8 protein-coding genes are annotated in these 12527 nt (G+C 40.3%); 7 read left to right on the top strand and 1 reads right to left on the bottom strand.

The window, feature by feature from the left end; translation table 11 throughout:
• Positions 1-288: 288 nt before the first annotated feature.
• From BHV72_RS12555 to BHV72_RS12535, 5 genes are all read left to right on the top strand, one after another.
• Positions 289-1020, top strand: coding sequence for an NUDIX hydrolase (locus BHV72_RS12555; RefSeq protein WP_005675920.1), 732 nt, complete (start codon positions 289-291; stop codon positions 1018-1020).
• A gap of 65 nt (positions 1021-1085) precedes the next feature.
• Positions 1086-2606: a xylulokinase gene (locus BHV72_RS12550; protein WP_286856115.1), complete on the top strand. Its 1521-nt coding sequence runs from the start codon at positions 1086-1088 to the stop codon at positions 2604-2606.
• A 33-nt stretch (positions 2607-2639) separates the two neighbouring features.
• Entirely contained in the window at positions 2640-3956 is a 1317-nt protein-coding gene (gene xylA / locus BHV72_RS12545) for a xylose isomerase (RefSeq protein ID WP_286856114.1), read from the top strand.
• A gap of 93 nt (positions 3957-4049) precedes the next feature.
• Positions 4050-5504 carry a D-xylose transporter XylE gene (gene xylE, locus BHV72_RS12540; RefSeq protein WP_122139287.1) on the top strand — a complete coding sequence of 485 codons (1455 nt, stop codon included), beginning with the start codon at positions 4050-4052 and terminating at the stop codon, positions 5502-5504.
• A 147-nt stretch (positions 5505-5651) separates the two neighbouring features.
• Entirely contained in the window at positions 5652-7190 is a 1539-nt protein-coding gene (locus tag BHV72_RS12535) for a carbon-nitrogen hydrolase family protein (protein ID WP_005675916.1), read from the top strand.
• Positions 7191-7274: 84 nt separating this feature from the next.
• On the opposite strand, the gene BHV72_RS12530 is transcribed toward BHV72_RS12535, so the two are convergent.
• Positions 7275-8324 carry a DUF2776 domain-containing protein gene (locus BHV72_RS12530; RefSeq protein ID WP_286856113.1) on the bottom strand — a complete coding sequence of 350 codons (1050 nt, stop codon included), beginning with the start codon at positions 8322-8324 and terminating at the stop codon, positions 7275-7277.
• Positions 8325-8534: 210 nt separating this feature from the next.
• Between BHV72_RS12530 and ileS the strand changes: the two genes are divergently transcribed.
• Together ileS and BHV72_RS12520 are read left to right on the top strand one after the other, a co-directional pair.
• On the top strand, positions 8535-12023 hold the full coding sequence (ileS, locus tag BHV72_RS12525; RefSeq protein WP_005675914.1) for an isoleucine--tRNA ligase: 3489 nt from the start codon (positions 8535-8537) through the stop codon (positions 12021-12023).
• 35 nt (positions 12024-12058) lie between these two features.
• A complete protein-coding gene (locus BHV72_RS12520; protein ID WP_004295883.1) occupies positions 12059-12439 on the top strand; it encodes a TraR/DksA family transcriptional regulator in 381 nt (126 codons plus the stop codon).
• The last annotated feature ends 88 nt before the right edge of the window (positions 12440-12527 follow it).

The following is a 12527-nucleotide window of genomic DNA, read 5'->3' as shown; positions in this document are numbered from 1 at the left end:
CAAAATGACATATCGTTTAAAGTACAATAAGTATCCCTATCTGAATTTATTCTATAGATCATGAAAAGTACTGAAAATAAAGCATCAATCTGGTTTTTGTACTTTATACAATTACTCTTCCTGGAAAAGACTAAAATACATATTGTAATTCATAAGATAACACTAAGTATTGATATTGTAGAATATATGATATGTATTTATGTGATAAACAATGTTTTATAGCATATTAATTATTTTTGTTTAAGCGAATATTAGCCTCTATATTTGCGCCATATTAAAAAAACGGATATGCAGAATATACAGAAAAATACACCTTTGGCCAACAATCATATATCAGTAGATTGTGTAGTGATTGGTTTTGACGGCGAACAACTGAAAGTGTTGCTTGTGAAACGTGCAGGTGAAGATAATGGAGAAGTATATCACGATATGAAACTTCCCGGAAGTCTTATTTATATGGATGAGGATCTGGACGAGGCTGCACAGCGCGTATTATATGAATTGACAGGACTTAAAAATGTAAACCTGATGCAGTTTAAAGCATTCGGTTCCAAAAACAGAACGAGTAATCCGAAAGATGTTCGCTGGTTGGAACGGGCAATGCAGTCAAGGGTAGAGCGTATTGTGACTATTGCATATTTGTCAATGGTTAAGATAGATAGAACTTTGGATAAGAATCTGGACGAGCATCAGGCTTGTTGGATTGCTCTGAAAGAAGTAAAGACATTGGCGTTCGATCATAATCTGATTATTAAGGAAGCAATGACATACATCCGTCAGTTTGTGGAATTTAACCCTTCAATGTTGTTCGAACTACTTTCGCGTAAGTTTACAGCTGCGCAATTGAGAACTCTTTTTGAACTAGTATATGACAAAGTTGTAGATGTGCGTAACTTCCATAAAAAAATAGCAATGATGGAATATGTGGTTCCTTTGGAAGAAAAGCAACAAGGAGTAGCCCATCGTGCCGCACGCTATTATAAGTTCGATAAGAAGATATACAATAAGGTGAGACGGTGATATATGCCGGGTGTTTGGTAAATCTAAGTAATAAAATTGAAAATCGTTAAATCGTAAATAAAATCATGTTTTTATTAGGTTATGACATAGGTAGCTCGTCTGTAAAAGCGAGCTTGGTAAATGCTGAAACTGGCAAATGTGTATCATCGGCATTCTTTCCGAAAACAGAGGCAAAAATTATTGCAGTGAATCCCGGTTGGGCGGAGCAAGATCCGGAAAGCTGGTGGGAGAACTTAAAGTTGTCTACACAAGCCATTATGAATGAATCCGGAGTCAGTGCGGCTGAGATTAAGGCAATTGGTATCTCTTATCAGATGCATGGTCTGGTATGTGTAGACAAAGACCAACAAGTATTGCGTCCTGCTATTATCTGGTGTGATTCGCGTGCTGTGCCTTGTGGTCAGAAGGCATTTGAAACTATCGGAGAAGAAAAATGTCTTTCTCATCTCCTAAACTCACCGGGAAACTTTACCGCTTCCAAATTGGCTTGGATTAAACAGAATGAACCGGCTATCTATGAACAGATTTACAAAATAATGCTGCCAGGTGATTATATCGCCATGAAATTGAGCGGAGAAATCTGTACAACTGTTTCCGGACTTTCGGAAGGTATGTTCTGGGACTTCAAAAACAATCGTATAGCCGATTTCTTGATGGATTATTATGGATTCAATTCGTCATTGATTGCCGATATTAAACCGACTTTTGCCGAGCAAGGATGTGTAAATGCAATAGCAGCCAAAGAATTGGGATTAAAAGAAGGAACCCCCATTACTTATCGTACCGGTGACCAGCCGAATAATGCTCTTTCTCTGAATGTGTTCAATCCGGGTGAAATTGCTTCTACAGCAGGCACATCAGGAGTTGTTTATGGAGTGAATGGGGAAGTGAATTATGATCCGCAGTCACGTGTCAACACTTTTGCGCACGTGAATCATTCGAAAGAGCAGACCCGCTTGGGAGTATTGCTTTGTATCAACGGCACAGGTATCCTTAACTCATGGGTAAAACGTACTATTGCACCTGAAGGAATATCATATAATGAAATGAACGTGCTGGCTTCCAAAGCTCCGATAGGTAGCGCAGGAATCAGCATTCTTCCCTTCGGTAATGGTGCCGAACGTATGCTGAATAATAAGGAGATAGGCTGTAGTATCCGTGGGATAGATTTTAATACTCATGGCAAACATCATATTATTCGTGCAGCCCAGGAAGGTATTGTGTTTTCTTTTAAATATGGTATAGATATTATGGAACAAATGGGTATTCCGGTAAAGATGATTCATGCCGGACACGCAAATATGTTCCTGAGTTCTATCTTCCGTGACACTTTGGCAGGAGTGACAGGGGCTACAATCGAACTTTATGACACGGATGGCTCTGTCGGTGCTGCCAAAGGCGCAGGTATCGGTGCAGGTATCTACAAGGATAATAATGAGGCTTTTGCAACACTTGAAAAGCTAAATATTATCGAACCTAATGTGGCTAAACACCAAGAATATGCAGATGCATACGCCAAATGGAAATATCGTCTAGAAAAATCAATGGTCGATAAAATTTCTATTTTCAACTCAGATAACAAGTAACAATATAAATAATCATTTAAAATATAAAGAATTATGGCAACAAAAGAATTTTTCCCAGGAATTGAAAAGATTAAATTCGAAGGTAAAGATAGTAAAAACCCTATGGCATTCCGTTATTACGATGCTGAAAAAGTAATCAACGGCAAGAAGATGAAAGATTGGTTGAAGTTCTCTATGGCATGGTGGCATACATTATGCGCTGAAGGTGGCGACCAATTCGGTAGTGGAACAAAACTGTTCCCTTGGAACGGTAATACAGATGCTATACAGGCTGCAAAAGATAAAATGGATGCAGGTTTTGAATTTATGCAGAAAATGGGTATTGAATACTATTGTTTTCACGATGTAGACTTGGTTTCAGAAGGTGCTAGCATTGAAGAATATGAAGCTAACTTAAAAGAAATCGTAGCATACGCAAAACAGAAACAAGCAGAAACTGGTATCAAACTGTTATGGGGTACTGCCAACGTATTCGGCCATGCCCGTTATATGAATGGTGCTGCAACAAATCCTGATTTTGACGTAGTGGCCCGTGCTGCTGTACAAATCAAGAATGCAATTGACGCAACTATCGAATTGGGCGGTCAGAACTATGTGTTTTGGGGTGGTCGTGAAGGTTATATGTCTCTTTTGAATACAGATCAAAAACGTGAAAAAGAACACCTTGCACAGATGTTGACTATTGCTCGTGATTATGCTCGTTCCCGTGGTTTTAAAGGTACTTTCCTGATTGAACCGAAACCTATGGAACCGACTAAGCATCAGTATGATGTAGATACGGAAACTGTGATCGGCTTCCTGAAAGCTCATGGTTTGGATAAAGATTTCAAAGTTAACATCGAAGTAAACCATGCTACTTTGGCTGGCCACACTTTCGAACATGAGTTGGCAGTAGCAGTGGATAACGGTATGTTAGGTTCTATCGACGCTAACCGTGGCGACTATCAGAATGGTTGGGATACAGACCAATTCCCGATTGACAACTATGAACTGACTCAGGCGATGATGCAAATCATCCGTAATGGCGGTTTGGGTAATGGCGGAACTAATTTCGATGCCAAAACTCGCCGTAATTCTACTGATTTGGAAGACATTTTTATTGCTCACATTGCAGGTATGGACGCTATGGCTCGTGCATTGGAAAGTGCGGCAGCTCTGCTGAACGAATCTCCATACAAGAAAATGTTGTCTGATCGTTATGCTTCATTCGACGGTGGTAAAGGTAAAGAATTTGAGGAAGGTAAATTATCTTTGGAAGATGTAGTTGCTTATGCTAAAGCGAACGGTGAACCAAAGCAGACTAGCGGCAAACAAGAACTTTACGAAGCAATTCTGAATATGTACTGCTAATAGAGAATCAAATATAAGGCGATAGAGGTAGAGCTTTATCGCCTTACTATTATCTAATCCAACTACTACACACTACTTATCTACTTATACACCATGATTAATACAACGAACGAAGGTAGTAAACTCTACCTATATTCGATAACTTCTGTTGCTATCCTGGGAGGATTGCTTTTCGGTTATGATACAGCAGTTATTTCCGGTGCAGAGAAGGGTCTGGAGGCATTCTTCCTTTCCGCTTCCGATTTTCAATATAATAAAGTAATGCATGGAATCACTTCTTCCAGTGCATTGATAGGCTGCGTACTTGGTGGGGCGTTCTCCGGTATATTCGCTTCCCGTCTAGGGCGTCGTAACTCCCTGAGACTTGCTGCCGTACTCTTTTTCCTTTCAGCATTAGGTTCCTATTATCCGGAATTTCTGTTTTTCGAATATGGAAAACCGAATATGGATTTGCTGGTTACATTTAACTTATATCGTGTTTTAGGTGGTATCGGTGTCGGGCTTGCGTCTGCTGTTTGTCCGATGTATATCGCAGAAATAGCTCCTTCCAACATTCGCGGAACACTTGTTTCGTGCAACCAGTTTGCCATTATTTTCGGTATGTTGGTTGTATACTTTGTGAATTACCTGATTATGGGCGATCACCAAAATCCTATTATTCTGAAAGATGCTGCCGGAGTTTTATCAGTTAGCTCAGAATCTGATATGTGGACTGTATTTGAAGGCTGGCGTTTTATGTTCGGCTCGGAAGCTTTTCCGGCTGCATTCTTTGGTCTATTATTGTTCTTTGTCCCAAAAACTCCTCGCTATTTGGTATTGGTACAACAAGATGAAAAAGCTTATTCAATTCTGGAAAAGATCAATGGTAAGACAAAAGCACAAGAAATTCTTAACGATATTAAAGCTACTGCTCACGAAAAAACAGAAAAACTCTTTACTTATGGAGTGGCAGTAATTGTTATCGGTATTCTGCTTTCCGTATTCCAACAGGCTATCGGCATCAATGCAGTGCTTTACTATGCTCCTCGTATTTTTGAAAATGCAGGTGCAGAAGGAGGTGGCATGATGCAAACGGTTATTATGGGTGTTGTGAATATTATCTTTACACTGGTTGCAATCTTTACAGTAGATCGCTTCGGGCGCAAACCTCTGTTGATAATCGGTTCTATCGGTATGGCCGTAGGTGCATTTGCAGTAGCGATGTGTGATAGCATGGCAATAAAAGGAATTCTTCCGGTACTTTCGGTTATCGTATATGCCGCCTTCTTTATGATGTCATGGGGCCCGATTTGCTGGGTATTGATTTCGGAAATCTTCCCGAACACAATTCGTGGTAAAGCGGTGGCAATCGCTGTGGCTTTCCAATGGATATTCAATTATATTGTATCTTCTACTTTCCCGGCATTGTACGATTTCAGCCCGATGTTTGCGTATAGTCTTTATGGAATTATCTGTGTAGCGGCTGCTATTTTCGTTTGGCGTTGGGTGCCCGAAACGAAAGGTAAGACATTGGAGGATATGAGCAAACTATGGAAGAAGAATAAATAAATCAGATAATATCTCTTGTGGAAAATCCGTAAATCAGCAGATATAGGAATCTGTGATTTACGGATTTTTATTTTCTTATCTTTGGAGAACAATATATGAGGATAAGCTGTACCTTTGCACTGTCTTTATATAAAAACACGTATTGTTATGGAACAACATCCGATTAAAATTAATAAAGTGCAGATACGTAATCTTCAAATAGAAGATTACGCACAATTATCCCAATCGTTTACTCGTGTTTATTCTGACGGTAGCGATGTGTTCTGGACCCATAAACAGATTCAGAAATTAATCAATATTTTTCCGGAAGGACAGATTGTTACAGTGGTTGACGACAAAATTGTAGGTTGCGCTCTTTCTATTATTGTTGATTATGATAAGGTGAAGAATGACCATACGTATGCACAAGTCACGGGTAAGGAAACATTTAATACGCATAATCCTGAGGGGAATATTCTGTATGGCATAGAGGTATTTATTCACCCCGGATATCGCGGATTGCGTCTGGCGCGACGTATGTATGAATATCGCAAAGAACTATGCGAAACATTGAACCTGAAAGCCATTATGTTCGGCGGCCGTATTCCGAATTATCATAAATATGCTGACAAGATGCGTCCAAAAGAATATATCGAACGGGTACGTCAACGTGATATTTACGATCCGGTGCTTACGTTCCAATTATCAAATGATTTCCATGTCCGCAAGGTAATGACTAATTATTTGCCGAATGATGAGGAGTCTAAACATTATGCCTGTTTGTTACAGTGGGATAATATCTATTATCAACCTCCTACACAAGAATATATCAATCCAAAAACTACTGTTCGCGTAGGTTTGGTACAATGGCAGATGCGTAGTTATAAAACACTGGATGATCTGTTCGAACAGGTAGAATTTTTTGTAGATGCAGTATCAGACTATAAAAGTGATTTTGTTCTTTTCCCGGAATACTTTAATGCGCCTTTAATGTCGAAGTATAATGATAAAGGAGAATCGCAGGCTATTCGCGGATTGGCAAAATATACCGATGAGATTCGTGATCGGTTTATAAATCTGGCTATTAGCTATAATATAAACATTATTACCGGTAGTATGCCCTATGTGAAAGAAGACGGGCTGCTTTATAATGTAGGATTCCTTTGCCGTCGCGACGGAACATACGAAATGTATGAAAAAATGCACGTCACTCCGGATGAAATCAAGAGTTGGGGGTTGAGTGGGGGAAAATTACTACAAACCTTTGATACAGATTGTGCTAAAATTGGTGTTTTGATTTGCTATGATGTAGAGTTTCCGGAACTCTCCCGGCTAATGGCAGATCAAGGAATGCAGATATTGTTTGTACCTTTCCTGACGGATACACAAAATGCCTATTCCCGCGTTCGTGTCTGTGCTCAGGCGCGTGCGATCGAAAATGAATGTTTTGTTGTCATTGCAGGCAGCGTGGGAAATCTCCCCCGCGTACACAATATGGATATTCAGTATGCCCAATCGGGTGTATTTACTCCGTGTGATTTTGCTTTTCCGACAGACGGAAAACGAGCGGAAGCGACTCCGAATACAGAAATGATATTGGTTTCGGATGTCGATCTGGATTTATTGAGTGCGTTACATACATACGGTAGTGTACGCAATTTGAAAGATCGTAGAAATGATGTCTATGAAGTGAAATTAAAAAAATAAAATAGTGACGTTATCCCGTTAAAATAGCGTCACCATATATCTCGAATAGCGTCACTATGTGTTTAGGATAGTGACGCTATATTTTTATTTAGAAGAAGTACCGCTTTCCAGTATGCTAACGATAGAAAATAGTGTGAAGCAGATAGCCCCTAATCCTACTAGAACACGTGCCGGAATGAAATAATCTGCATGTACGGTAGCGAGTTCGAATACGAAAGCAGCCAGGAATAAACAAGTCAATGCTGTTAATACCGGAATCATAGGGATGCGGTTGGCTAGTTTAAATTCCCGTCTCCATATCTTTGCCAACAGAATTACTTTACTGGAAATACTATAACATACAAGACCCAGTCCAAGCATGATATATCCGGTGGTACCGTTTGCACTCCCCGAATCTGCCAAAATAACGAATAATCCCCATACAAAAGAAATAGATCCCATTAATAAAACTAGTTTCGGCCATTTATTCCGTTCTTTTTCCGAATAATCATTTCGCACCTGACGAGCAATAGTAGCCACCAATGCTATGAGGCTGGTACAAATACAAGCAAGCCCTACCATTACGTGTCCTGCGACAAAATAAGCAGGATGAGAGTGGCTGTTGCCTAATAAAACGAATGCCCATACCCATGCAATAATAGATATGACGATTGCAAGAATGATCATTGCTCGTCTCTGACCCACAGAAAACGCTCCTTGTGGGACCTCACTTCCTGTTGCTTTAGAGTTTTCCGGAATCAAAGAGAATCGGGTAGAAGAGGTAGCGGCAGTAGCTACGCAAGCCGTGATAAATCCTACACCGGTTATTACATGACCTGCGACAAAGGCGGAAGGAGAGGTCGCATTACTGAAAATACAGATACCGCTGATAACAGTGATTAGAGCTGCCAAATATCCTACAATAGGTAAAATGTATTTTGTTGTTTCATTATAGGTATGTATGATTTGCCGGATAATAGTGGCAGCTGTACAAAACAGTGCAATACATATCATACCAAGTGAAAACACGACAGGACCTGCTACGACCCGGTTTCCTGCATCTCCATAACCATAAATAAACGCTCCGTATCCGAAGCAAAAGAGTGCCATCGCCAAAGGGATTGCTCTGAATAAAATACTGATACCGTAATTCATAATTGAGTGCTTTTTTATTTCCCACTAAAACAAGGAGATTTCCGTTTTGTTTAGGCCGACAGCTATTTATAATCGTTAACTTCACATGATTCCGATTAAAAGTCTTAGCTTTTTGCTCAACTAAACAAATGTTTTTGTAAATTTGCACCCTTAAAAATGGGGATACCCCTCAAATTGTAAATTGTAAATAGTAAAATCGTAGATACAGCTATGGGTAAGAGATTTACTGAATATTCGCAGTTTGACCTTTCGCAGGTGAACAAAGATGTACTGAAGAAGTGGGACGAAAACAAAGTTTTCGCCAAGAGTATGACAGAACGTGATGGCTGTCCTTCGTTTGTATTTTTCGAAGGACCTCCCTCGGCTAATGGAATGCCGGGTATTCACCATGTAATGGCTCGTACCATTAAAGACATTTTCTGCCGTTACAAAACAATGAAAGGTTATCAGGTGAAGCGTAAAGCCGGTTGGGATACGCACGGACTGCCTGTGGAACTTAGTGTGGAAAAAGCATTAGGCATCACAAAAGAGGATATTGGTAAGAAAATCTCTGTGGCCGACTACAATGCAGCTTGTCGTAAAGACGTAATGAAATACACCAAAGAATGGGAAGATTTGACGCATCAAATGGGGTATTGGGTGGATATGAAACATCCATATATCACGTATGATAATCGTTATATCGAAACATTGTGGTGGTTGCTGAAGCAGTTGTACAAAAAAGGACTGTTATATAAAGGATATACTATCCAGCCATATTCTCCGGCTGCCGGAACAGGATTAAGTTCGCACGAATTGAATCAGCCGGGTTGTTATCGTGACGTAAAAGATACGACAGTGGTTGCTCAGTTTAAGATGAAGAATCCTAAACCGGAAATGACAGAGTGGGGAACTCCCTATTTTATAGCATGGACAACTACTCCTTGGACATTGCCTTCAAATACAGCACTTTGTGTAGGACCGAAAATTGATTATGTTGCTGTGCAATCCTATAACGCTTATACCGGAGAACCTATCACGGTTGTTTTGGCAAAGGCTTTGTTGAATGCTCTTTTCAACCCCAAAGCTGCTGACTTGAAATTGGAAGATTATAAGGCAGGAGATAAACTGGTTCCATTTAAAGTAATCGCCGAATACAAAGGTACTGACCTTATTGGCATGGAATATGAGCAACTGATTCCGTGGGTAAAACCGGTTGAAGTGTCAGAAGACGGTGATTGGAAGGCTAGTAATAAGGCATTCCGTGTAATTCCGGGCGACTATGTAACTACAGAAGATGGTACGGGAATTGTCCATATCGCACCGACATTTGGTGCAGACGACGCAAACGTGGCACGTGCTGCGGGAATACCGTCGCTTTTTATGATTAATAAGAGAGGCGAAACTCGTCCAATGGTAGACCTGACTGGTAAATTCTACCTGTTGAATGAACTGGACGAGAATTTTGTAAAAGAATGTGTGGATGTAGAAAAATACAAGGAATATCAAGGTGCATGGGTGAAAAACGCCTACAATCCTGTGTTTATGATAGACGGAAAATATGATGAGAAAGCTGCCCAAGCTGCTGAATCTCTGGATATTGTTCTGGCTATGATGATGAAAGCAAACAATCAGGCATTCAAAATAGAAAAGCATGTCCACAACTATCCGCACTGTTGGCGTACAGATAAGCCGGTACTTTATTATCCGTTGGATAGCTGGTTTATCCGTTCTACAGCTTGCAAAGAGCGTATGATGGAACTGAACAAGACTATCAACTGGAAACCGGAATCTACCGGAACGGGACGTTTTGGAAAATGGCTGGAAAATCTGAATGACTGGAACCTGAGCCGTTCACGTTATTGGGGTACTCCGCTACCTATCTGGCGTACGGAAGACGGTACAGGTGAATTGTGTATTGAGTCAGTAGAGGAATTATACAATGAAATAGAAAAATCGGTAGCTGCCGGATTTATGAAGTCCAATCCTTACAAAGATAGAGGTTTTGTACCCGGCGAATATACTGAAGAAAATTATGATAAGATTGACCTCCACCGTCCTTATGTAGATGATATTATATTAGTATCGAAAGACGGTCAGCCAATGAAACGTGAATCCGACTTGATCGACGTATGGTTCGACTCGGGTGCTATGCCTTATGCGCAGATTCATTACCCGTTCGAAAATAAAGAACTGTTGGATAGCCGTCAGGTATATCCGGCTGATTTTATCGCTGAAGGAGTAGACCAGACACGTGGTTGGTTCTTTACATTGCACGCTATTGCTACTATGGTATTTGATAGTGTATCCTATAAAGCGGTTATTTCTAATGGGCTGGTACTCGATAAGAATGGTAATAAAATGTCCAAACGCCTTAATAATGCTGTCGATCCATTCACGACTATTGAAAAGTACGGTTCCGATCCGTTACGTTGGTACATGATTACCAATTCTTCTCCGTGGGATAATTTGAAGTTCGACGTAGAAGGAGTGGAAGAAGTTCGTCGTAAGTTCTTTGGTACTTTATATAATACCTACTCGTTCTTTGCACTTTATGCCAATGTAGACGGATTTGAGTATAAAGAAGCTGATGTGCCTATGGCAGAACGTCCGGAAATCGACCGTTGGATTTTGTCTGTACTGAATACGCTAATAAAAGAAGTAGATACTTGTTATAACGAATACGAACCGACTAAAGCAGGGCGTTTGATTTCCGACTTTGTCAACGATAACTTATCCAATTGGTATGTTCGCCTGAACCGTAAACGTTTCTGGGGAGGTGAATTTACACAAGATAAACTGTCTGCTTATCAGACATTATATACGTGTCTTGAAACGGTTGCTAAATTAATGGCCCCCATTTCTCCATTCTATGCAGATCGTCTGTATACGGATTTGATTACAGCAACAGGACGTGATAATGTAGTATCCGTACACTTGGCTGAATTCCCTAAATATCAGGAAGAAATGATAAATAAGGAATTGGAAACCCGTATGCAAATGGCACAGGACGTTACTTCTATGGTATTGGCATTACGTCGTAAAGTGAATATAAAAGTCCGTCAACCGCTACAATGTATCATGGTGCCGGTGCTGGACGAAGAGCAGAAAGCACATATCGAAGCTGTGAAAAGCCTGATAATGAACGAGGTGAATGTGAAAGAAATCAAGTTCGTAGACGGTGCGGCCGGTGTCTTGGTAAAGAAAGTGAAATGTGACTTTAAGAAACTGGGGCCGAAATTTGGAAAACAAATGAAAGCCGTAGCTGCTGCCGTTGCAGAAATGTCGCAGGAAGCAATCTCCGAACTGGAAAAGAATGGAAAATACACTTTGAACCTGAATGGAGAGGAAGCCGTTATCGAAGTCTCAGACGTGGAAATTATCAGTGAAGATATTCCGGGCTGGTTGGTTGCTAATGAAGGCAAGTTGACTGTGGCACTTGAAGTTACAGTTACCGAAGAGTTACGTCGTGAGGGTATTGCCCGTGAATTGGTAAATCGTATACAAAATATACGTAAATCAAGCGGTTTCGAGATTACAGATAAAATAAAAATAACAATCTCGAAAAATACACAAACAGATGATGCGGTAAATGAATATAATACTTATATTTGTAACCAGGTTTTAGGCACATCTCTTGAACTTGTTGATGAGGTGAAAGACGGTACAGAGCTTAGCTTTGACGATTTCTCACTGTTTGTGAATGTGATAAAAGACTAATACTATATTGATTAACCTTTTAAAATTGTAAGATTATGGCAGAAAAGACTAGATACTCAGATGCGGAACTTGAAGAATTCCGTGCCATTATTATGGAGAAACTGGAACTAGCACAACGTGACTATGAACAGTTGAAAAAGAGTTTGATGGGATTGGACGGTAATGACACTGACGATACATCTCCTACATATAAAGTGTTGGAAGAAGGAGCTAATACGCTTTCCAAAGAAGAAACGACCCGTTTGGCACAACGCCAACTGAAGTTTATTCAGGGATTGCAGGCAGCTTTAGTACGCATAGAGAATAAAACGTATGGCATTTGTCGCGAAACCGGAAAGCTGATTCCGGCAGAACGCCTGCGCGCTGTTCCTCATGCGACATTGAGCATTGAAGCTAAGAACAGTGGTAAAAAATAATAGATAGCTACACAAGCTACGGGTGACGAGCTACAAGTAGCTGCGCAATGTTGACGCACGGCACTTGTAGCTCGTTATGTTTAATTTA

Source organism: Bacteroides sp. 43_46 (genome assembly GCF_001915455.1).
In the GTDB taxonomy this organism is placed as follows: Bacteria; Bacteroidota; Bacteroidia; order Bacteroidales; family Bacteroidaceae; genus Bacteroides; species Bacteroides caccae.
Note: the sequence above shows the minus strand (reverse complement) of the source record. Positions and strands in the feature narration are given on the sequence as shown.

Bases quoted from the DNA above. Each gene is read 5' to 3' on its own strand.
- BHV72_RS12555 (WP_005675920.1), top strand. From the start codon at position 289: ATGCAGAATATACAGAAAAATACACCTTTGGCCAACAATCATATATCA.
- BHV72_RS12550 (WP_286856115.1), top strand. From the start codon at position 1,086: ATGTTTTTATTAGGTTATGACATAGGTAGCTCGTCTGTAAAAGCGAGC.
- xylA (WP_286856114.1), top strand. From the start codon at position 2,640: ATGGCAACAAAAGAATTTTTCCCAGGAATTGAAAAGATTAAATTCGAA.
- xylE (WP_122139287.1), top strand. From the start codon at position 4,050: ATGATTAATACAACGAACGAAGGTAGTAAACTCTACCTATATTCGATA.
- BHV72_RS12535 (WP_005675916.1), top strand. From the start codon at position 5,652: ATGGAACAACATCCGATTAAAATTAATAAAGTGCAGATACGTAATCTT.
- BHV72_RS12530 (WP_286856113.1), bottom strand. From the start codon at position 8,324: ATGAATTACGGTATCAGTATTTTATTCAGAGCAATCCCTTTGGCGATG.
- ileS (WP_005675914.1), top strand. From the start codon at position 8,535: ATGGGTAAGAGATTTACTGAATATTCGCAGTTTGACCTTTCGCAGGTG.
- BHV72_RS12520 (WP_004295883.1), top strand. From the start codon at position 12,059: ATGGCAGAAAAGACTAGATACTCAGATGCGGAACTTGAAGAATTCCGT.